Origin of the sequence: Companilactobacillus sp. FL22-1, from assembly GCF_043951805.1 — a bacterium.
In the GTDB taxonomy this organism is placed as follows: Bacteria; Bacillota; Bacilli; order Lactobacillales; family Lactobacillaceae; genus Companilactobacillus.
This window is the reverse complement of the sequence record NZ_JBINJY010000002.1, coordinates 133,126-156,430: the sequence shown is the minus strand read 5'-3', so window position 1 is coordinate 156,430 and position 23,305 is coordinate 133,126. Positions and strand designations below refer to the sequence as shown.

Sequence of the window (23,305 nt, the reverse complement as noted above, 5' to 3'; positions counted from 1 at the left end):
TTTCTGCTCACTCATTAATCAATAATTAACTAGTAGTTAATTTAACATATATTACTATTTAAATCAACTTATATCAACTACCGTTAGAATAACGACAATTGATTCTCGTCGGGCATGTCATCCAAAACATGATTTTCAGTCATATATTCTATCACAGTTTTAGAAACTTTACCACGTGTACCAAGGTCTTGCTTCGATAAGAAAGGCTGTTCCTCACGGGCTGCAATGATCTGTTTAGCAACGTTATCACCTAACCCGGGAATTGCATTGAACGGAGCTAAGAGTGTCTTGTCATCGATGATCTTAAATTCAAACGCATCTGACTTTTCAATATCAACCATCTTGATCTTGAAACCACGTTCCAAACATTCGTTAGCTAATTCCAAAACAGTTAACAAGTTCTTTTCCTTAGTTGAAGCGTCCATCCCTTTATCATTGATAGCTTTCATTGAAGCTTTGACCGCCTCTTTACCTGTCGTCATCGCCACGAGATCAAAATCATCAGCTCGGACAGTGAAGTAAGCACTGTAGTAATAAAGTGGATAATGAACCTTAAAGTAGGCAATTCTCAAGGCCATGATAATATAGGCAGTCGCATGGGCACGAGGGAACATGTACTTGATCTTCAAACAAGAATCGATATACCAATCAGGAACTTCGGCATCTTTCATCGCTTGCTTCCAATCGTCAGGAATACCACGTCCCTTACGAACATGCTCCATAATTTGGAAAGCCATTTGCGAATCCATTCCGTAGTGAATCAAATCCATCATGATATTATCACGACAACCAATAACATCTTTTAGCGTAACGACACCTTTGTCGATCAATTTTTCAGCATTACCCAACCAAACGTCGGTACCATGGGAGAGTCCAGAAATTTGCAGCAATTCCGCAAAGGTCGTCGGATGAGTTTTTTCGAGCATCCCCCGCACAAAACGAGTCCCAAATTCGGGAACACCGAGCGTTCCAGTCTTAGAAAAAATCTGTTCTGGCGTGACATCCAAGGAATCAGTACTTCTAAATAATTCCATCACTCCAGGGTCTTTAACTGGCAAAGTCTTAGGATCAATCCCAGATAAATCTTGTAACATACGGATCATCGTCGGATCATCATGTCCCAGGATATCAAGTTTCAAGATATTATCATGAATCGAGTGGAAATCAAAGTGAGTAGTTTTCCACAAAGCACTTTGATCATCAGCGGGATATTGAATCGGCGTGAAATCAAAGATATCCATATAATCTGGCACAACGATAATACCAGCCGGATGTTGACCAGTTGTTCGTTTAACACCTGTTGAACCAATTGCTAACCGTTCTTCTTCTGCATTTCGCAAGTTTTGACCAGTCAACTCTTCATAGTTTTTCACATAACCAAAGGCCGTTCGGTCAGCAATCGTTCCAATTGTACCCGCACGGAAAACATGATCTTCCCCAAACAAAACTTTCGTATAATTGTGAGCTACGGGTTGGTAGTCACCGGAGAAGTTCAAATCGATATCAGGTACCTTATCCCCTTTGAAACCTAAGAAAGTTTCAAAAGGAATATCTTGACCATCTTTTTCTAAATCCGCACCACACTTAGGACATTTCTTGTCTGGCAAGTCGTATCCTGAACCAACTTCACCTTTGGTAAAGAATTCGGAATACTTACATTCTGGACAACGATAATGTGGTGGTAAAGGATTAACTTCAGTAATACCGGTCATTGTGGCCACGAAACTTGAACCAACTGAACCACGGGAACCAACCAAATATCCATCTTTATTGGACTTATAAACTAGGCGTTGAGCAATCAAATAAATAACGGAGAAACCATTACCGATAATACTCTTCAACTCTCGATCCATTCGTTTTTGAACCAATTCTGGCAGCGGATCACCATATAATTCGTGAGCCTTGTTCATTGTCAATTCACGGATCTCATCTTCGGCCCCGTCCATCTTTGGGGTATAAAGTTTGTCTTTAACCGGAGATATCTCTTCGATTGAATCCATGATTTTCTTAGGATTATCGACGATAATCTCTTGTTCAGTGGCTTGATCCATATAACTGAATTCATCAAACATCTCATTAGTCGTCCTAAACTGTACATCAGGCAACTGTGGACGTCTGGCCAATGCATTACTTTTGACCGCCTTGATGACGATGTCTCGATAAACCTTATCGTGCTCATCAATATAATGCACATCACCAGTCGCAACAACTGGCTTCTTTAACTCTTTACCCAGTTTAACGATATTTTTCAAAATCTCTTGCAGAGCTGCTTCATCTTTAATGATCTTGATATCAATCAAATGTTGATACAATGAGCGAGGCATAACTTCCAAATAATCATAGTATTGAGCTAATTCGCGTGTCTCATCGTAACCTTTTTGCATCATGCTAGTGAAAACTTCGCCATTCTCACAAGCCGAACCGACGATAATTCCTTCACGATACTTATTCAACAACCGTCTAGGGACACGAGCTGTTCGATAATAATATTGCGTCATTGAATATGAAACGATTTTGAACATATTCTTCAACCCAGCTTGAGTTTGAGCTAGCAAAATGGCATGACTTGGACGTGCCTGCTTATAAGCTTCATCCCCACCGATATGGTCATTTAACTGTGAAACATTGTCGGTTCCAAATTTATCTTCCAATTCATCGAACAATTTATACATCAAATAACCAGTTGTTTCAGCATCGGAATCAGCCCGGTGATGGTGTTCCAAAACGATATTATAACGTTTGGCCAAAGAATCCAGCTTGTGGTTACGATATTCAGAATGCAAGGTCCGAGACATTTCCAAAGTATCAATAACTGGCATTGACAATCGGTTTCGTCCCATTCTCGTCAAAGCAGCATTCATGAAGCCCATATCGAAAGTAACGTTATGACCGACTAAAATATCATCGCCGATGAAATCCATAAATTCGCCGATAATAACTGATTCATCTGGAGCATTTTCAACCATTTCCGTCGTAATACTAGTCAAATTAGTCGTTACTTCTGAGAGTGGATGACCAGGATTGATAAACTTGTCAAAACGGTCAATTACCTCGCCGTTCTTCATCTTGGTTGCCCCAATTTCAATAATCGAGTCGTATACGGCTGACAGACCAGTCGTTTCCGTATCAAAGATGACGTATTCAGAACCAGCAAGTTTTTGATCTCGTAAGTTGTAGGCAATAGGATTACCTTCGTCAACAAGGTCGATCTCGACTCCATAAGCAATCTTGACCCCGAACTTTTTACCAGCACTGAAAGCTTCTGGAAAGGCCTGCAATGCATGATGATCGGTGATAGCAATCGCTGGCTGCCCCCAGTCGCTAGCCCGTTTGATCAAATCAGTGGCGCTAGGAATAGCGTCCATTTGACTCATATTAGTATGCGCGTGCAATTCGATTCGCTTATTATCCTCTTCAGCGGTATCTTGACGTGATTCATGTTTGATCACATTGATATCTTGCGCCATAATTACTAATTCACGTGAGAAATTATCTTCTTGAACACTACCACGAACTCTGATCCAAGCACCTTTATCTAAGGAGTTAAAGAAGTTTTCATCATCTTCACCGTTAGAAAATTTCTTGATACTAAATGAAGAAGTATAGTCAGTCACTTTCAAAATCAAAAGTGAGCGGCCTGACTTAAGTTTTCGAACATCAATATCAAAGACATAACCTTCAACTACCTTGCCACGGTCCTCTTCAATGATATCGACCATCTGTGTAATTTCTTGATCATCGGGAATCTTGCGACCTACTTTTGAAACATTGCCTGCCGGTTTGGCCGCCTTTTTCTCACTTGCTTCTTTGGCCTTAGCTTGAAATTGCTTAGCTTTTTCAGCATTAGCTGCCTTCATAGCTGCTTCTTTTTCCTGCGACTTGTTTTGATCGATATTAGTTCTGATCTTAAAATCTGGAAAACCTAAACTACTGTATTCTGACTGCAAGCCGTTCATTAAATTGCCGTCGATAATATCAGCCATGAAATCATTCGAAACATCAAAAAATACCTGACCATCTTGCATGTATGGTGGAGTTTGACTGATCCGACTGATGACCATCGGTGAATTGACGCCGCAATCATTTAAAACATAATTCCAATAATCTTTTATGTCTTTTTCTCTCAGCTGAGCTTTTTTGGTACTGATCTCAAAATCGACTTGAGCAATCCCGTCAAAACTAGCCTTGAGAGCTTTTACAAATGTTAAAAATTCATCAAATGGCAAGACATCGTTGAACTCGAAGAAAAAAGTCCAGCGTTTACTATTCTTATGAACTTCCAACTTGGTTAATTTTCCGTCTGCAAATGAAGCCTTCGAACTTAAAAGACTGTCTAACTTGATCTGCTTAACGAGAATTTCAAAAAGTTGTTTTGTATCTGCCATATTCTACCTTTCAAAAAATAAAAAAGGCCTAAGCCTCATTACTGATTCTTAAGCAATATTTTTACTGAATTTACTAATTCATCTTTACTTACTTCAATGGTTTCGCCAGTACTTCTGATCTTCAATTCAACGATACCATCGCCAGCCTTTTTACCAACAGTGATTCTAATTGGCAAACCAATCAAATCGGAATCGGCAAACTTAACACCGGGACGTTCTTTACGGTCATCAAGTAAGACATCATATCCTTGATCTTGAAGCAATGAAACGATTTCATCACTCAACTTGCCTTGAACATCATCATTGTACTTAATAGGAACAACATGGACTTGATAAGGTGCCAAGCTTTCAGGCCAAATAATCCCGTTCTCATCACTATGTTGTTCAACAATGGCTGTCAAAAGACGTGAGATACCAATACCATAACTTCCCATGATGATTGGATTCGACTTACCATTTTCATCCAAGAAGTTAGCACCTAGTGCCTTGGAGAATTTAGTTCCCAATTTGAAGATATGACCAATTTCAATACCACGAGTGAACTTAATATGACCATGTCCATCAGGTGAAACCTCACCCTCTTTAATGACACGGAAGTCTCTAAATTCAGGCATTTCCGTTGTAATATCTTCAAAGTTAGCATTGATAAAATGACGATCCTTCTTATTAGGTCCCACTACAAAGTTAGTCAAACCTACTAGTGAACTATCATACAACACTTGCACATCTTCAGAAATACCCTTAGGTCCAATAAAACCAGGTACACTCTTGAAGACATCAGTTACTTCTTCAGCAGTCGCTTCACGTAAGAAGTCAGCACCTAAATAATTCTTTAACTTAACATCATTAACATCATAGTCGCCACGAATCATGACCATGACCGGCTTTTCGTCGGCGATATAAGCCACAGCCTTCATAATTCTTGCTGGATCGACCTTTAATAACGCTGCTAAAGTGTCAATGGTATGAACGTTAGGTGTATCGACTTCAGACATAGCTTGCTTTTCTTCTTGAGGATTTTCATCCATCTTACTTGCAGCCATTTCCAAGTTAGCTGAATAATCTGATTCATCTGAATAAGCAATCGTATCTTCACCGATGGCCGCAATAGCTGAAAATTCTTTAGAATCAGTTCCACCCATGGCACCAGCATCACCGATAATTGCACGGTAATTCAAACCACACAAATCGAAGATATTTCGATAAGCTTGTTCCATTTGATTAAAGATCACATCGAGTTGCTCTTTGTTAGCTGAGAATGAATATGCATCTTTCATAATGAATTCACGACCACGCAACAAACCATTACGAGGACGATCTTCATCACGATATTTCATTTGCATTTGGTATAAAGAAAGAGGTAATTTCTTGTAACTATTCAAACCTTCCTTAACAACACTTGTGAAAGTTTCCTCATGCGTTGGTCCTAAGATGAAATCACGTTCGTGACGATCTTTAAATTTGAAAAGATTGTCGCCATATGTTGCGTAACGGCCACTTTCTTTCCACAAGTCAGCTGGTAAAATTGCGGGCATGCGCATTTCAGCAACGTCGATCTTTGTCATTTCTTTACGTACGATATTTTCAATTCTTTGAATTACTGACCAAGCAAGTGGCAAGTATGCGTATACACCTGCAGAAACTTGTCTAATGTAACCCGCTCTCAACATCAACTGGTGACTGATGGCCTCAGCATCTGAAGGAGTTTGTTTCAGTGTTGGAATATATAATTTTGATTGTTTCAAGTTCTTTTATCCCCCTATTTTATAAAGAAGCGCTGGATATCATTCCAAGTGACTGCAATCATCAACAAGACCAAAATGCCGACCCCAATCAGTGTAATGACATTTTCGTATTGTTCTGGAATTGGTTTTCGTCTGATTGCTTCAACGATATTCAATAAAATTTTTCCACCATCTAGCGCCGGAATCGGTATCAGGTTGACGATTCCTAAGTTCATTGACAGCATTGATGTAAACAAGATGATGTTGATCAAACCAGTCGAGGCCACTTTTGAAGTCATGGAATAGATTCCGACTGGACCGGACAACTGGTTGATATTAAATCCACCAGAAACCATCTTGCCTAAAGCATGGAAAATGGTCAGTGAAGTACTCCAGCTATAGTTAAAGCCATATTTGATCTTACCTAAAAAGCTCGAATCCAACTTAGCTGTAATACCGATCAGTCCATATTTTTGACCAGACTGTTTGACTGTCTTTGGCGTTAATTTAACTTGTTTAGTACTTGTACCTGATTGCACATCCATGGTTACTTGTTTACCAGGATTGTTTTGAATGCTTTCAGTTAAAGCTGTCCATGAACTAGTTTTTTTACCGTTGACACTCAAAATCTTATCATTAGCTTTTAAACCCGCTTTTTGCGCCACAGAATTACTCTGCACACTGCCAAGTTGATTCGTTCCAGTCGCAACTGAACCCATCATAAAAGCGGCGATAATTGCCGCTACGATCGCTAAGACAAAGTTATTGAATGGACCAGCAAAATTAGTGATCATCCGTTTCCAAACTGAAACAGACTGCAACTGGACGTCACGAGGGGCAATTTGTACCTCTGTCCCATCTTCTTCAACGATTGTTGCATCATGATCAACAGAATACTTTTTGGTGATCGTTTCATCACCATTTTCGTAACCTTCAATTATTAAATCATCGACAAGATCAGCTTTTGAGATTTGAACTGGAACCGCGTTTGCATCGTAAACTTTACTTGAAGTAATTATTTTTGTTACTTTATCATCATCATTTATGACTAATGATGCCATCGTTCCTGGTTGAATCTCAGAATCGTCCTCTTGCGCTCCAGCCATACGGACATAACCACCCAGTGGCAAAAGCCGCAGAGTATAGGTCGTATGATTCTTTCGGTAAGCAACGATTTTGGGCCCCATTCCAACAGAAAATTCCCGAACCAAGATTCCGGATTTTTTTGCAGCATAATAGTGTCCAAATTCATGAACGATCACAAGGATTCCAAAAACGATTATAAATGTAATTATCGCGGTCATTTTAACCTCCACGAGCTGTTTATACTAAACCAAAAATGTGTAACAAAGGTAGCACGATCAACATGCTATCAAAACGATCCAAGATTCCACCATGACCTGGCAAAATGTTCCCTGAATCTTTTACTTTGTAAAATCTCTTATAAGCAGATTCAATCAAATCGCCCATTTGACCCATAATTGAGAGTACAAAGGCAATCATCAACATTGTGACAGTCGAGTACTCTTGTGGGTAAAAGTACATATAAAGGCCTGAGAGAAGCAATGCCATCACGATTCCGGCAATTGTTCCTTCCCAAGTCTTGTTAGGACTAATAGCAGGCCATAACTTATGCTTACCGATTTTTCTACCAAAAGTATAGGCAAAAATATCTGTCGACCAAACGACGATCAAAGCATACATTAGAAGTGCTAAGCCAGCTTGTGAATTTCTGACTGCTGCCAAATAATGGAAACCAGTTCCAATATAAAGCATTGCCACAGTCGAAACGCCAGCATCTTCAAAGTTGAACTTATTCTTAGTCAAAACTGTGATGATCAATAGGATCACCGCAAAGACGTAAAATAAATCCAATCTTGAAAAACTTGCTGGGAACCAGCCACGATAGAATCCATTTGGCACTACTAAAGCTAATGTTCCCAGTACTGTTACCAAGAAATCAATTGAAACGATAATTCGTTTACGCATGATATAAATTTCAAATACACCAACTACAGCTAAAGCTGCAGCAGCTATTTCCAGCCATACTCCACCAGCAAGCAGAATGGGAATAAAGATTGCCAAGGCAATAACAGCTGTGATTACACGTTGTTTCATAATTTTCCCCCAATCGAACTAAACAGATCCATATCGACGGTCTCGTCTGTCAAATTCTTTAATATCCTCAATCAAATTATCAACCGTATAATTAGGCCAATAAGTTTTATCAAAGACCATTTCTGAATAAGCTAACTGCCATAACATAAAGTTGGAGATTCTTTCTTCGCCGCTCGTTCTGATCAAAAGATCCGGATCGGCTAATTCTCCTAATTGATTCGTTAGTAAATGGTTAGCAAACATTTCATCGTCAATTTTATCTGGGTCTATTGAACCATTAACGGCTTCAATTGCCAAATTTTTTGTCGCATGGATAATCTCCGCACGACCACCATAATTAAAAGCAAAGTTGAGAATCATCCCAGTATTATCCTTGGTATCCTCAACTGCTTTTAACACTACATTTTTGGTCCGATCAGGTAAATGGTCCGTAAAGCCCGTCACAACGACCTTAATATTTTCCTTAATCAAGTCCGGCATAAACGTTCCAAAGAAATCAACTGGCAAACGCATCAAAAAGTTAACTTCCTTACTAGGACGACTCCAATTTTCAGTGGAAAAAGCGTAGAGACTCAAAACTTTTACACCGAAATGACTGGCGGCTGTAGCAATCGTCTTCACATTGTTCATACCAGCTTTATGACCGGCAATTCTTGGTTGACCTAATTCCTTAGCCCAACGACCATTGCCATCCATAATAATCGCAATGTGCTTTGGAATCGACATTTCTGGACTCAATTGTTGCTTATTATCCTCTGCCATTGAGATTACCCTTCAGTAATTTCCTTTTCCTTATCGGCAGCCAATTGATCAATTTGTTTGATGGCATCATCAGTAACTTTCTGAACATCTTTTTCAAGATTATGGAATTCATCTTCAGTTACATCGCTAGCCTTTAATTGCTTCTTCAAATCATCCATAGCTTCACGACGAACATTACGGACAGCAATACGGCCGCCTTCTGCTTCTTTACCAACTTGCTTAGCAATCTCTTGACGGCGTTCACCGGTCAACTGTGGGATTACCAAACGAATAACGTTACCGTCATTTGCTGGATTTAGTCCTAAATCAGATGAATTGATAGCATGTTCAATATCATCGAGTGAAGATTTGTCATAAGGTGTGATCAAAAGAACTCGAGCTTCAGGAACATTGATTGAAGCTACTTGGTTCAAAGGAACTTCACTACCATAATATGAAACCATCACCTTGTTCAAAATTGATGCATTAGCTTTACCAGCACGAATATTAGCCAAGTCACGATTCAAAACTTCGATGGACTTACCCATGTTCTCTTTTGCTTTTGAAATAGCTTTATTTGTCATCATTACCACCCTTTATAATTGTTCCGATATTTTCACCTTGAACAACTTTCTTGATGTTTTCTGGTTTGTTCAAGTTAAAGACGATCAATGAAATGTCGTTGTCCATTGACAATGATGAAGCAGTTGTATCCATAACTCCAAGATTCTTATTGATAATATCAAGTTGGGTCAATTCTGAATACTTCTTGGCATTTGGATCTTTCTTAGGATCTGCAGAATAAACACCGTCAACATTATTCTTGGCCATCAAAATAACATCCGCTTCAATTTCAGCTGCACGAAGAACTGAAGTTGTATCAGTTGAGAAGTAAGGATTACCAGTACCACCAGCAAAGATTACGACACGACCCTTTTCAAGATGTCTAACGGCCTTTCTTCTGATGTATGGTTCAGCAACTTGACGCATCTCAATTGATGTTTGCACACGTGTAGGAACACCGATATGTTCAAGACCATCTTGTAAAGCCAAGCCATTCATAACTGTTGCCATCATACCCATGTAGTCAGCTTGGGCACGATCCATACCCATTTCGGCACCGGTTTCACCACGCCAAATGTTACCACCGCCACAAACGATCGCAACTTGTACACCTAGATCATGAACACTCTTAATTTGTTCAGCTATTTGTTTAATAACTGGAGGGTTAATTCCAAATCCCTTTTCTCCGGCCAATGCTTCACCAGAAACTTTTAAAATCACTCTTTTATACTTGATATCAGGCATACGTTCTCTCCTTTAATTTTGCTACTAAATATTTTAACATATTCGATACAGTAAATTTATCTAATCACTATTTTTAAATAAAAATCGCTCGGATACAACCCTTTATACAAGAAAAGGTCGTTTAATTCACAATGAATTAAGCGACCTTTCTTAAAAATTAAACGAATTAATTAGTTATTCATTTGGTTCTTTACTTCTTCAGCAAAGTCTTCTTGTTTCTTTTCGATTCCTTCGCCAACTTCGTAACGAACAAATGATACTAACTTACTGTTCTTAGATTCAACGAATTGTTGAACAGTCATATCTGAATCCTTAACAAATTCTTGGTCAGCCAAACTAATTTCTGACAAGTACTTGTTTACACGGCCTTCAACGATTCTTGGAATAATCTTTTCAGGTTTACCTTCAGCCTTTGTTTCTTCAGTGAAGATTGCCTTTTCATGTTCAAGAACATCGCTAGGAACTTGTTCGCGACTCATGTACTTAGGATTGATAGCAGCAACGTGCATAGCAACATCCTTAGCAGCGTCTTCATCAGAACCTTCAAGAGTAACGATAGCACCGATTAGGCCACCGTTATGTAGGTATGAACCGAAGACTTGTGCATCAGTCTTATCAAGAACTTCGAAACGTCTCAAGCTGATCTTTTCACCGATAACAGCTGTTAAGCCTGTGATAGCATCGTTAATTGATTCGTCACCTAGACTTAAAGCTAAAGCTTCGTCCATAGTCTTTGGTTCGTTTTCAACAATAGCTTTACCAATTGAGTTAACAAGATTGATAAATTTGTCGTTTGATGAAACAAAGTCAGTTTCTGAGTTAACTTCGATAATTGAAGCTTTGTTACCTGAAACTTCGATATGTGTCAAACCTTCAGCAGCAATGTTTCCACTCTTCTTAGCAGCTTTGGCAATACCCTTTTCGCGTAGCAAGTCAACGGCTTTGTCCATGTCTCCATCAGCAGAAACCAATGCCTTCTTAGCATCCATCATACCAACGCTTGTCTTATCACGTAATTCTTTAACTTGAGCAGCAGTAATTTTAGCCATTCGTAAATCCTCCAGTCGTATAAATAAAGCCATCTTACAAAGATGACTCTATTTTACGGATATTATTTTAATTAGTTGTTATCGTTATTGTTTGTAGCGTTTGCCAAATCTTCGATTGACTTGTCATCAGCAGCTTCTGCATCAGCGTTGTCATCTTTCTTATCAGCAAAGTCAGCATCTGAAACAGATTCTTCACCTTGCTTACCTTCGATAATAGCGTCAGCCATCTTAGCAGTAATCAATCTTACGGCACGGATAGCATCATCATTTGAAGGAATGATAACATCGATAGGATCTGGATCTGTGTTTGTATCAACCATAGCTACGATAGGAATGTTAAGTTTCTTAGCTTCGTTAACAGCAATGTTTTCTTTGTGTGGGTCAACGATGAACATAACATCAGGAATTCTTGGCATATCTTCGATACCACCAAGGAATTTTTCAAGCTTAGCTTGTTGCTTTGTAAGTAAAGCAACTTCCTTCTTAGGTAGACGATCAAAAGTACCATCAGTGGCCATAGCCTTGATTTCCTTTAATCTCTTGATACGTTTTTGGATTGTGTTCCAGTTAGTCAAAGTACCACCTAACCAACGGTGGTTTACATAGTATTGGCCGGCACGTGTAGCTTCTTCAGCAACAGCGTCTTGGGCTTGCTTCTTTGTACCAACGAATAGGAAAATTCCGTCATCACCGGCAACAGCCTTCATATAGTTGTAGGCATCGTCGATCATGCGTACTGTTTTTTGTAAATCAATGATGTAAATACCATTTCTTTGTGTAAAGATAAATGGCTTCATCTTAGGGTTCCAACGTCTTGTTTGGTGTCCAAAATGTACACCGGCTTCAAGCAATTGTTTCATAGAAATAACTGACATAAAAAAGTTCCTCCTGGTTTTTACCTCCACTTAAGTCATGTCTGACTGAAACGCTTATGCGCACCATCAATCAAATCGTTAAGTGTGTGTATTCAATACAGGTAAATATTATATGGGAAATTTAATGTGAAATCAAGTAGTCTCGCCAAATTATTCCGTGACTTTTTAATAAAGTTACTTTTTGAGAGCGAGATAATTTCTTGATTGCAATTTCCCGTTTCAAAGCTTGCGACTTGTCAGGCAGTTCTTCCTGATACATCAGTTGAACCGGACGACGAATCTTCGTATACTTAGCGCCCTTACCTGCATTGTGAGTTGCAACGCGTTTTTCAACATTATTGCTGGTACCAGTATAAAATGTTTGGTCGGAACAGAGCAACATATAAACGTAATATTTTTTATTTTCCATTGATTAAAAATTTCGCCTCTTCAGTTAACTGATGATTCTCATTATAGATCACTAAGTCAGGTTCAACTTTTAAGGAAGCTGTTTTAACGGTTTTGATGACATCCAACAGCATCAAATTGGCATTCTTATCCTTGGTTGAGCGAACAAAACGTAGTCGTTTAGGTTGCAATCTTTCTTGGCTCATTATCGTCAATAATTCACTCAACCGTTCCGGCCGATAGACTAAATATGCATGAGAATTCTCTTTTAAAAGCACCTTAATGGTCGAAAGAATATCGGTTAAATTGGCTTTTAGTTCATGGCGAGCCACAGCTAAAACTGGATTCTCTTTAATTGAAGTCTTTTCTGATAATTTAAAATAAGGTGGATTGCAAACAATCGTATCGATCGTATCGTGTGCTAAATATTGCTGAATATTTTTCAAATCATCATTGATCAAATGGACTTGTTCTTCCAAATGATTATCGTCAATACTCTTTTTAGACAAATCAGCCAGTTCTTTTTGAATTTCAACTAGATAGATCTGAGCTGAAGTCTTAGCAGCCAAAGAGAGACCAATTGCACCATTTCCAGAACATAGATCGACAACTTTACCTTTTTTTACCGGCTTAGCGAAATTATAGAGTAAAATAGTATCAAGATTAAAAGAGTACAATTTTTTATCTTGGTTGATTATAATTCCACTGTTAGCAATAACATCTTGCGAATAAATCGACATAACACACCTACTTTGTGGTATTTTAAATAAGTTAAAATTATTTTGGGGAGAATGATATTTCTATGTTTTATAAATTTGCTCGAGTTTTAGTACGAGGATTAGTTTTTCTACTAAATGGCCGATATAACGTTGTGGGTAGAGAAAACCTACCTGATAAGCCATATATCATAGTTGCTCCTCACCGAACTTGGTGGGAACCGATTTTCTTTGCTCTGGTTATTTCACCACGTGACGCAACTTTCATGGCCAAAAAAGAACTCTTCAAGAATCCAATCTTGCGATTTATTTTAGTCCACGCTCATGCCTTTCCAGTTGATCGCGCTCATCCAGGACCTTCCGTTATCAAAACCCCTGTCAAAGCCTTAAAAAATGAAGGTAAAGTTTTGATCATGTTTCCTTCAGGAACCCGCTATTCGGAACAGTTAAAAGGTGGCGCATCGCTAATTGCTAAACTTTCTAAAGCACCACTAGTACCTTTCGTTTATCAAGGGCCATTAACCTTTGGCGGATTATTACGTCATCAAAAGATTACGATTGGAGTTGGACCAGAAATCGACTTCGACTTCAAAGCTAAACTTGACGATGCTCAGACTAAGCAAATCAATGATGATATGGAAAAAGCCTGGGATAAAGTCGACAATGAAATAGATCCAAGTTTTGAATATACTCCACCTGTAAAGAAGAAATAATAATATAGTATAAGATAACAGTTTATCATTTCATAGTAATTGAAGCTTCACGAATGTTGATTTTTTATTTGACATTTGTGGGGCTTTTTTTGGATATAGATTAACTTGAATTTAAATTGAGAATCTACTTGAGTTACCGAAGCACTAATTTTTATCAAGTTAAAAAATGAAACTATCAACTTCTTAAAGAATACCCTTCCCATTTCTACAGAGCAAACTTCTTCGAAAAATTTTTAATTTAAAATACATATCCTAATATCGGATAAAAAATAAGCTGAAAAATATCAATTACGATATTCTTCAGCTTATTTTATTGAAATAATTAATCAAACTTCGCAAATTTAAATGGAATTTTTACCGATATCATGTCGATAAAAAATATTAGTTTGGTCCATCTGATCCAACTGTTGATAAATTGCCTTTTGAGCATCTACCAATGTTGGCGCAGATGTCTGTACCAAATAAAGTCGCCCACCATTACTGTATAACTGATGGTTTTCTTTGCGCACTGCTGCGTAATTTATTGGTAAGGGGAATTTTGTAAATACATCTTTGGAACCTAAACTGCCATAAAGTGGCTTTTCTGGATAACCTTTACTAACGGCAAAGACTCCTAGGTTTAAGCCTGAATCCATCCAGTCGATAGTCGTAATTTTCTGATGTTGGATAATTTGGAGGATTATCTGTGACAAATCAGTTTTTAAACGGGGCAAGACGACTTCGGTCTCGGGGTCACCAAAACGAGCATTAAATTCAATTACTTTAATACCAGTCTTCGTCAGAATCAAACCGGCATAGATAATACCTGTGTACTTGATTCCTTGTTGATACATTTCTTTGACAAACGGCTTGATAACTGTTTGGATGGCTGTTTGTTCGACCTCGTCAGAAATATTAGCAACAGGACAAACTGCCCCCATCCCACCAGTATTTGGACCTTTGTCACCCTCAAAAATCTTTTTGTAATCTTGGGCTAAAGGCATTGGATAAAAACGCTTATGGTCGACAAAGGCCATCAGTGAAAATTCTTCACCATCAAGGTATTCTTCAATCACAACTTTGGAGGTATTGAATTTGTGCGTTGCCAACAAGCTTTCAACTTTTTCAAAAGCATCCTCTCTATTTGGTGAAATATAAACACCTTTTCCGGCAGCTAAGCCATCCGCCTTAATTACGATGGGAAAAGTTTGCTGTTCCAAATACGTCTTAGCTTCCACTACATCGGTAAATTCACGATAAGCAGCCGTTGGTATCTTGGCATCAGCCATCAGTTTTTTGGTAAATGATTTTGACCCTTCGATTTGAGCACCTTTTTTATTAGGACCAAAAATCTTCAGTTTCTGGTTCTTAAAAAAGTCAACGATTCCATTGACCAAAGGTTCTTCTGGTCCGACAATCGTATAATCGATATCGTTAGTTTGGGCAAAATTAGCTAAATGGCTAAACTCATCCTCATTAATAGCAATGGTCTTGATCCCATTTAAGGTCATTCCGTCATTTCCTGGCGCACAGAAAACTGTATTTTCATCATTCTTTTGGAGTGCTTGGCAGATGGCATCTTCACGTGCACCTGAACCGACAACAAGTATTTTCATTAAAAGACCTCTCTTCTAGTGTTTGAAATGTCTTCTACCAGTGAAGACCATGGCAATACCAAACTTATCAGCCATATCGATTGAATCCTGATCCTTGATCGAACCACCTGGTTGAACGATGGCGGTAATTCCATGTTCAGCAGCATATTGCACACAGTCATCCATGGGGAAGAAAGCATCTGAAGCCATGATCAATGGTGTATGTTCATCAGCTTGTTCTTCTTGTTCGATAGCAATTTTGACTGAGCCAATACGATTCATTTGTCCGGCACCGATTCCCAAAGTCTTGTCAGTGGTTGAAATGACGATGGCATTACTCTTGACGTGTTTAACAACTTGTTGGCCAAACAACAGTGCTTTCATTTCTTCATCAGTTGGCGCCTTTTTAGTGACAACTTTGAATTCATCGATGCTATCAACGGTCGTATCACGTTCTTGAACTAACAGACCACCCATAACTGAAACATATTCATGTTTTTGAGCATCTTTAGCTTTAGAAAAATCAAGTGTCAAAAGACGGATGTTTTTCTTAGCTTCGAGGATCTCTAAGGCCTCAGGACTGAAACTTGGGGCAATCACGATTTCTAAGAAAATCTTGTGCATTTCTTCAGCAATTTCCTTAGTGACTTCACGATTGACAGCCACGATTCCCCCAAAGATCGACATTGTGTCAGCTGTATAAGCTTTACGCCAGGCTTGATAAATCGACTCGTCATCAACCCCAACACCACATGGATTCATATGTTTCAAGGCTGCTACACAAGGTTGCTTGAAGTCAGCTACGATTCTTAAGGCTGCGTCTGCGTCTTTAATGTTGTTGAATGATAATTCCTTACCGTGTAATTGCTTAGCTGAAGCAATTGAGTAGGCAGAAGGAATTGCACTTTGATAGAAAGCCGCTTTTTGATGAGAATTTTCACCATAGCGTAATTCTTGATGATAATCGTATCCTAAAACTTCAACATCTGGGAACTCGTCACCATTCAGATCAGTCAAATAATGGGCAATGATACTGTCATATTCAGCTGTATGACGGAAGGCTTTGGCTGCCAAACGACGTCTTAATCCAGCATCGTCAGAATCAGCTTGGATACTTTCCAAAACAGTTTCATAATCATTAGCATCAATCACCACGTAGACGCTCTTGAAATTCTTCGAAGCAGAACGAATCATTGATGGTCCGCCGATATCAATTTGTTCGATTGCTTGAGCTGGTGTGACATCAGCTTTAGAGATTGTTTCTTTGAAAGGATATAAATTAACACAAACTAAGTCGATCGTTTGAATGTCGAGTTTTTCCAATGTTTTCATATGTTCGGGATTGTCACGTTTAGCCAAAAGTCCAGCATGAACTACGGGATGTAAAGTTTTTACCCGACCATCAAGAATTTCAGGGAATTTCGTTACTTCGTCAATTTCAGTAACTTTGACGTTATTTTCTTGCAACTTTTTATATGTACCACCAGTTGAGATGATTTCAAAGTCATTGGCGATTAATCCTTTAGCAAATTCAACGACACCTGTCTTGTCAGAAACACTGATCAAAGCTCTTTTCATTTTTTATCTACCCCATTATTTTTATTTAGTAGTTCAAGTATCACTTGACGATACAATTGATGTTCAGTTTGATGAATTCTCATTTCTAACGTTGCTTCTGTATCATTTTGTAAACGAATAACTTTGGCTTGCTTGATGATGGGACCTGTATCGACTCCTTCATCAATGTAATGGATCGTGACGCCAGTTACTGCATCGCCTGACTCAAAGGCTCGTTCAATAGCTTCTAAACCTGAGAATTTGGGCAGCAAGGATGGATGAATATTGATAATCCGATTAGGATAAGCTCCCAACAGAACTGGTGTGACGACACGCATATAACCCGCCAGTAAAATATAGTCCAGATGATAAGGTTTCAGATTCTCAACAATAGCTTGTTCATAAGCTTTTCGGTCCGGAAAATCACTGAGACGATTGACAAAAACTGGAATTTGATATTTTTGAGCTCGATTGATGACTTGAGCTTGCGGTTGATCACAGACCAGTACTTCGATTTCCAAACCAGCGTTCTTTAATTGCTGCGAACTAGCAATTGCTTCAAAGTTGCTTCCATTTCCAGAGGCGAAAATGGCTACTTTCATAGCTGATCCCCTTTCAAAAGTAAACTTTCACTCTCTTTCGGCACTACTTCACCGATCGTATATGCAATAGTTTCCTTTTCATTCAATAATTCAAGCACTTCAAGTTCTTTAGAAGCATCTACGGCCAAAACCATCCCAATTCCCATATTGAAAATATGGTACATATCGGCTAACTCGAGTTGACCATACTTTTGAATAGCGGAAAATACTGGTAATTGTGGCCAAATATCAACATTGATCATGGCCGCCAGGTTTTGTGGCAGCATTCGAGGGACATTTTCGTAAAAACCACCGCCTGTAATATGTGAAATACCTTTTATCAACCGTTCTTTTAACAGTGGCACAATGTCTTGCACGTAGATTTTTGTTGGTGTCAACAATAATTCGCCTAAATTCTGTTCGGGACATTCAGGCAAAATAGTATCAGTTGAAAAGTCATGATCTTGGAAAAAAATCTTTCGAACTAAGGAGTAACCATTCGAATGAATTCCAGTTGAACTTAAACCAATCAAAACATCCCCAGCTTGAAGATTTTCTTTTTTCAACAAATCATCTCGTTCGCAAATACCGACCGAAAATCCGGCGATGTCATAATCATTTTCACCATAAACTCCTGGCATTTCAGCGGTCTCACCACCAATTAAGTTGGCATTGGCTTGATTACAGCCGTCAATCACGCCTTTGAGGATTTCTTCTATCTTATGGTCGATTTTGCCAGTTGAAAGATAATCTAAGAAATATTGCGGGATGGCACCTTGGGCGAGAATGTCATTAACACACATGGCGACACAATCGATTCCGATGGTATCCCACTTCTTCGCTAAATTGGTTAACAATAACTTCGTTCCCACACCATCATTACCTGAGACTAGCACGGGGTGTTGATAACCTTCAGGAATTTCATAAATACCTCCAAAATTCCCAATATTACTATTACGCGTATTTTGCTTTACAAACTTGGAGATTTGATAGCCAGAATTAATATCGACTCCAGCATCTTGATAGGGATTTGACATGGCGAACCTCCTTATTTTTTCGACTCATAATCGTAAAGATAGGTTGGATAATCACCGTTGAAATATGACATATCTAACCCGGAATACGGTGCGTCAGCATTTAAACCAATTGCGTCGATCAAGCCATCCTCACTCAAAAATTTCAGTGAATCAGAACCAAACATTTGATTCATTTCAGCAATTGATTTGTGAGCAGCAATCAATTCACTCTTCTCTTGAATATCGATTCCGTAAAAACAAGGATGCATGAATCTTGGTGAAGCGATTCGCAGATGAACTTCAGTCGCTCCGGCATCTTTCAACAATTGAACGATGTAGGCACAAGTGGTCCCGCGGACAATGGAATCATCGACTAGAATGACCCTTTTACCTTGAACTACCCCTTTAACGGCGGCTAATTTTTGACGAACACTCTTCTCACGCAACTCTTTAGTAGGTTGAATAAACTCACGTCCCATATACTGGTTCTTGATCAGACCCATTTCATATGGCAAGCCACTTGCTTCCGCATAACCACTGGCAGCTGAGAGTGAAGAGTTAGGTACTCCCACCACAATGTCGCCATTTGCTGGAGCTTCTTTAGCTAAGTTAGCTCCCATACGCTTGCGGGCTGAATGAACGTTGATTCCCAGGATATCGGAATCAGGTCGTGCAAAGTAGATAAATTCCATCGAACAAATTGCTAATTGCGTCTTGGTAGTCCAGTTATCAATCGACATCCCCTCACTATTGATGGTAATCAATTCACCTGGTTGAACGTTATGAACCAAAGTTGCTCCGACTGCATCTAAAGCACAAGTCTCACTGGCAACAACATAAGCTCCGTTCTCCAAACGACCGATCGACAAAGGACGAAAGCCATGTGAATCTAAAGCGACGATCATCGAATCTTTTGTTAACAATAAATATGCGAATCCACCTTGAATCTTGTTCAAAGCCTCGATAATTCTTTCATGCAAAGTTGGGGCATTAGAAACTTTAATCAAATGTACTAGCACTTCTGAATCCGAACTTGATTTAAAAATATGTCCCTTGGCTTCAAGCTCTTTTTTCAACGTATCAGCATTGGTTAAATTACCGTTGTGAGCCAAAGCCATTTGACTATCCGTGAAATCAAACAATAGTGGTTGGACATTTTCAATCTTATTTTCACCAGCGGTAGAATAACGAACATGCCCAATGGCGGAATTCCCAACTAGCGAATTGAGATATTCTGGTTTAGAAAAAACTTGGGTCAACAATCCTAAATTACGATAAATACGTAACTTATTCCCATCATTAGCGACGATTCCCGCACCTTCTTGTCCACGATGCTGTAAACTATGGAGTCCTAGATAGGTCAAATAATTAGCATTTTCAGCGCCCCAGACACCAAAGACACCACATTCTTCATTTAAACTCTTTACTTCATTAAGCACTCAAGTTCCTCCTTCCAATCTTGCTCAACCGATAATCCATCGAGAACAATATCTTCTTCCGCCGTCTTGACTTTAAATTCAGATGTCTTGGTCACAGTTCCTAATAACTCAATCTTTGTCTGCATCAGTTTTTCAAAGTTTTCGCGGTCAGCTGGTTTGACAGTTACGATGAAACGACCTTGAGTTTCTGAAAACATCTGTGCATTTGATAATGACGTTTCGACTGCAAAACCAAAATTCGTATTAAAAGCTGATTCTGACAACGCTGCTGCCAAACCACCTTCAGACAAGTCGTGACAACTTTGCAATAATTTCTCTTGAATAGCTTGACGAATCAATTCTTGGTCCAACAATTCCTGGTCTAAATCTAAACTACGTAAATCACCTTTGATTTCACCAGCTTGTAACATTTGTAATTCACTACCGTGATAGTCATCGCCAGTTTGGCCAACTAGGTAGATCAAGTCATCAGCATTTTTGAAAGCGACTGTCGTTACATCAGCAATATCTGTAATCAAGCCAACCATTCCGACCATTGGGCTAGGATAGATAGCTTGCTCATTGAACTCGTTATAAAGTGAGACGTTACCAGAAATTACGGGTGTATTGATTTTTTCACAAGCACTGGCAATTCCTTCAACACTCTTATCCAATTCATAAAAAGCTTCAGGATCTTCAGGATTACCATAGTTCAAACAATCTGTGATTCCGATTGGTAAACCACCACTAGCAACGATATTTCGAGCCGCTTCCATAACGGTGATTTGTCCACCGATAAAGGGATTTAAATACACATACTTTGAATTACTATCATTAGTCATTGCGATAGCTTTTTTTGTATTGCGAATTCTGATTACTCCAGCATCGCTCCCAGGCTTAACTAACGTATTAGCTCTAACTTGCGAGTCGTAAGTTTGATAGAAATATTTCTTGCTGGCAATATTAGGACGTTTCATAATCGCCTGCCAAGTATCTTTTAAAGAGGTAATTTCGGGAAGGAATTGATAGTCTGCTTGCTCGATCATCCGTTGTGGCTTAACTTCTTGACGATCATATTCAGGAACATCTTCGGTTAAACTATCGACTGGGATATCGGTAACTAATTGATCATGATGATAAATCTTATACTGATGGTCAGTAGTTACGCGACCGATCACGACAGCATCTAACTCAAAATGCTTAAAGAAATTCAAAACTTCATCTTGATGCTCTGGTTTAACACAGAGAACCATTCGTTCTTGCGACTCTGAGAGCATCATTTCATAAGCTGACATCTCTGTTTCTCGTTGCGGCACATTATCAAGATTCAAAACCAAACCTGAGCCAGCTTTAGAGGCCATTTCGGCTGTCGAAGAAACTAGACCGGCTGCACCCATATCTTGAATCCCCAAAATCCAGTCGGAATGCTGTTCAATAATTTCCACACAAGCATCCATCAAAAGTTTTTCGATGAAAGGATTACCAACTTGAACCGCTGAACGTTGAGTATTATTTTCATCAGTAAATTCATCTGAAGCAAAAGTTGCCCCATGGATTCCATCACGCCCGGTTTTGGCACCAACGTAGACGATCAAATTTTCTGCCCCACTGGCCGTACCAGGCTTGAAATCAGTGTTATTCAACAAACCGACACACATGGCGTTGACCAACGGATTATGAGCATAACAATCTTCAAAGGCAATCTCGCCACCAACTGTTGGTAGACCGATACAATTGCCATAGCCACTAATTCCAGCAACTACTTCATTGACTAAATGCTTAGTTTTTCCATTATCAAGTGGTCCAAACTTTAAACTGTTCAATAAAGCAATCGGTTGTGCACCCATGGAGAAAATGTCACGAATAATTCCACCGACACCAGTGGCGGCACCTTGATATGGTTCAACTGCTGAAGGATGATTATGACTTTCAGCTTTAAAAACGACAGCTTGATTGTCACCGATATCTAAAATACCAGCATCTTCACCAGGACCAGCTAGCACGCGCTCGCTCTTATTTGGCATCTTTCTTAAAACTTTTTTCGAATTCTTGTAAGAACAATGTTCACTCCACATTACGGAATACAATCCAGTTTCGGTGTAATTTGGCAAACGTTGTAAAATTTCTTCACTGATCAATTGGTATTCAGCATCGGTCAAACCCCATTGTTGATACAATTTATCAGTTTTGATTTGTTCTGGTGTAGGTTCAGTCATTAATTATTCACCTTTACTTGATAATTGATTATTGATTGAAACAATTTTTTACCATCTGCCGAGCCAAGAATTTCCTCCATAGCTCGTTCAGGATGCGGCATCATCCCTAAAACATTCTTTTCTTTATTAGTCACGCCGGCAATTTGATTGACGCTGCCATTAACATTGTCAAGATATTGAAAGGCGATTTGATCATTGGCTTTTAATTCTTGGAGCGTAGCTTGATCACAGTAATAACGGCCTTCACCATGTGCTACTGGCACTTGAATAATTTCATCAGCCTGATAGGCATTAGTGAACGCTGTTTGAGAATTGACAACTTTTAAAGGTACCGTTTCACAGATAAAACGTCCCTGTTCATTTTTAATCAAGGCTCCTGGCAATAAACCTAGCTCAGTCAAAATTTGAAAACCATTGCAGATACCTAAAACTATTTTCCCTGCTTCCGCAAATCGGACGATCTCTTTTACGATTGGAGCATTAACGGCAATAGCACCACTACGCAGATAATCACCGTATGAAAAGCCTCCAGGTATCAAGACCCCATCAAAGCCTGCCAAACTTTCGGCTCGATAATCAACTAATTCAACTGTTTCCTTGATACCATCTTTAATCGCATAGTAGAGGTCTAAATCACAGTTTGATCCTGGAAAATTGATTACGGCAAATTTCATTATTTCGCCTCCGTAATTTCGTAACGATACGTTTCCACATTAGGATTTGCCAACAGATCATCACAGATTGCGTCGACATATTTTTCTAAATCAGGGTAGTTATCGTCAAAACTCAATTCAAAGTACTTGCCCATATGAACTTCTTGAACTTTTTGATAGCCCATGGAGTGAACTGCTGATTTGATGGCTTCCCCTTGCGCATCTAAGACAGAGGTTTTGAGTGTCACGTATACTTTTACTAATTTCATCGTAA

General features: G+C 39.0%; 20 protein-coding genes. 1 reads left to right on the top strand and 19 read right to left on the bottom strand.

Translation table 11 applies throughout. The features are described from left to right. Positions 1 to 83 precede the first annotated feature (83 nt). The 11 genes from ACG72T_RS02275 to ACG72T_RS02225 form a co-directional block, all read right to left on the bottom strand. Positions 84 to 4,385, bottom strand: a complete 4,302-nt coding sequence (locus tag ACG72T_RS02275) for a PolC-type DNA polymerase III (RefSeq protein ID WP_395264357.1) — start codon at positions 4,383 to 4,385, stop codon at positions 84 to 86. 38 nt (positions 4,386 to 4,423) lie between these two features. Then, the gene (locus ACG72T_RS02270; protein ID WP_395264356.1) at positions 4,424 to 6,130 is read right to left on the bottom strand and encodes a proline--tRNA ligase; all 1,707 of its coding nucleotides are present in this window, start codon (positions 6,128 to 6,130) and stop codon (positions 4,424 to 4,426) included. A gap of 14 nt (positions 6,131 to 6,144) precedes the next feature. After that, positions 6,145 to 7,413 carry an RIP metalloprotease RseP gene (rseP, locus tag ACG72T_RS02265; protein WP_395264355.1) on the bottom strand — a complete coding sequence of 423 codons (1,269 nt, stop codon included), beginning with the start codon at positions 7,411 to 7,413 and terminating at the stop codon, positions 6,145 to 6,147. 19 nt (positions 7,414 to 7,432) lie between these two features. After that, entirely contained in the window at positions 7,433 to 8,227 is a 795-nt protein-coding gene (locus tag ACG72T_RS02260; RefSeq protein ID WP_395264354.1) for a phosphatidate cytidylyltransferase, read from the bottom strand. A gap of 18 nt (positions 8,228 to 8,245) precedes the next feature. Next, the gene (locus ACG72T_RS02255) at positions 8,246 to 8,995 is read right to left on the bottom strand and encodes an isoprenyl transferase (RefSeq protein ID WP_395264477.1); all 750 of its coding nucleotides are present in this window, start codon (positions 8,993 to 8,995) and stop codon (positions 8,246 to 8,248) included. After that, the gene (gene frr, locus ACG72T_RS02250; protein ID WP_395264475.1) at positions 8,995 to 9,552 is read right to left on the bottom strand and encodes a ribosome recycling factor; all 558 of its coding nucleotides are present in this window, start codon (positions 9,550 to 9,552) and stop codon (positions 8,995 to 8,997) included. The genes ACG72T_RS02255 and frr overlap by 1 nt, the downstream gene beginning before the upstream one ends. After that, complete coding sequence (pyrH, locus tag ACG72T_RS02245; RefSeq protein ID WP_395264353.1) at positions 9,542 to 10,276, bottom strand: UMP kinase; 735 nt, start codon at positions 10,274 to 10,276, stop codon at positions 9,542 to 9,544. Before pyrH ends, frr begins: the two co-directional genes overlap by 11 nt. Positions 10,277 to 10,446: 170 nt before the next feature. Next, complete coding sequence (tsf, locus tag ACG72T_RS02240; protein WP_395264352.1) at positions 10,447 to 11,325, bottom strand: translation elongation factor Ts; 879 nt, start codon at positions 11,323 to 11,325, stop codon at positions 10,447 to 10,449. A 71-nt stretch (positions 11,326 to 11,396) separates the two neighbouring features. After that, positions 11,397 to 12,200: a 30S ribosomal protein S2 gene (gene rpsB / locus ACG72T_RS02235; protein WP_395264351.1), complete on the bottom strand. Its 804-nt coding sequence runs from the start codon at positions 12,198 to 12,200 to the stop codon at positions 11,397 to 11,399. 121 nt (positions 12,201 to 12,321) lie between these two features. Beyond that, positions 12,322 to 12,609 carry a GIY-YIG nuclease family protein gene (locus tag ACG72T_RS02230; RefSeq protein WP_395264350.1) on the bottom strand — a complete coding sequence of 96 codons (288 nt, stop codon included), beginning with the start codon at positions 12,607 to 12,609 and terminating at the stop codon, positions 12,322 to 12,324. Beyond that, positions 12,599 to 13,327, bottom strand: coding sequence for a tRNA1(Val) (adenine(37)-N6)-methyltransferase (locus tag ACG72T_RS02225; protein ID WP_395264348.1), 729 nt, complete (start codon positions 13,325 to 13,327; stop codon positions 12,599 to 12,601). The genes ACG72T_RS02230 and ACG72T_RS02225 overlap by 11 nt, the downstream gene beginning before the upstream one ends. 62 nt (positions 13,328 to 13,389) lie before the next feature. On the opposite strand from ACG72T_RS02225, the gene ACG72T_RS02220 reads away from it, so the two are divergent. After that, positions 13,390 to 14,016: a lysophospholipid acyltransferase family protein gene (locus ACG72T_RS02220; protein WP_395264347.1), complete on the top strand. Its 627-nt coding sequence runs from the start codon at positions 13,390 to 13,392 to the stop codon at positions 14,014 to 14,016. A 341-nt stretch (positions 14,017 to 14,357) separates the two neighbouring features. Here ACG72T_RS02220 and purD read toward each other — a convergent pair whose 3' ends face one another. From purD to purS, 8 genes are read right to left on the bottom strand one after another with little or no spacing between them, the layout of a single operon-like run. Beyond that, entirely contained in the window at positions 14,358 to 15,611 is a 1,254-nt protein-coding gene (gene purD, locus ACG72T_RS02215; protein ID WP_395264346.1) for a phosphoribosylamine--glycine ligase, read from the bottom strand. A 15-nt stretch (positions 15,612 to 15,626) separates the two neighbouring features. Further along, positions 15,627 to 17,168: a bifunctional phosphoribosylaminoimidazolecarboxamide formyltransferase/IMP cyclohydrolase gene (purH, locus tag ACG72T_RS02210; protein ID WP_395264345.1), complete on the bottom strand. Its 1,542-nt coding sequence runs from the start codon at positions 17,166 to 17,168 to the stop codon at positions 15,627 to 15,629. Further along, the gene (gene purN, locus ACG72T_RS02205) at positions 17,165 to 17,749 is read right to left on the bottom strand and encodes a phosphoribosylglycinamide formyltransferase (protein ID WP_395264344.1); all 585 of its coding nucleotides are present in this window, start codon (positions 17,747 to 17,749) and stop codon (positions 17,165 to 17,167) included. The genes purH and purN overlap by 4 nt, the downstream gene beginning before the upstream one ends. Then, positions 17,746 to 18,765, bottom strand: a complete 1,020-nt coding sequence (gene purM, locus ACG72T_RS02200; protein WP_395264343.1) for a phosphoribosylformylglycinamidine cyclo-ligase — start codon at positions 18,763 to 18,765, stop codon at positions 17,746 to 17,748. The genes purN and purM overlap by 4 nt, the downstream gene beginning before the upstream one ends. 11 nt (positions 18,766 to 18,776) lie before the next feature. Beyond that, positions 18,777 to 20,183, bottom strand: coding sequence for an amidophosphoribosyltransferase (gene purF, locus ACG72T_RS02195; protein WP_395264342.1), 1,407 nt, complete (start codon positions 20,181 to 20,183; stop codon positions 18,777 to 18,779). Continuing rightward, positions 20,168 to 22,378, bottom strand: coding sequence for a phosphoribosylformylglycinamidine synthase subunit PurL (gene purL, locus ACG72T_RS02190; protein ID WP_395264341.1), 2,211 nt, complete (start codon positions 22,376 to 22,378; stop codon positions 20,168 to 20,170). Before purL ends, purF begins: the two co-directional genes overlap by 16 nt. Further along, the gene (gene purQ / locus ACG72T_RS02185; protein WP_395264340.1) at positions 22,378 to 23,052 is read right to left on the bottom strand and encodes a phosphoribosylformylglycinamidine synthase subunit PurQ; all 675 of its coding nucleotides are present in this window, start codon (positions 23,050 to 23,052) and stop codon (positions 22,378 to 22,380) included. The genes purL and purQ overlap by 1 nt, the downstream gene beginning before the upstream one ends. Next, on the bottom strand, positions 23,052 to 23,300 hold the full coding sequence (gene purS / locus ACG72T_RS02180; protein ID WP_395264339.1) for a phosphoribosylformylglycinamidine synthase subunit PurS: 249 nt from the start codon (positions 23,298 to 23,300) through the stop codon (positions 23,052 to 23,054). The genes purQ and purS overlap by 1 nt, the downstream gene beginning before the upstream one ends. Positions 23,301 to 23,305 lie beyond the last annotated feature (5 nt).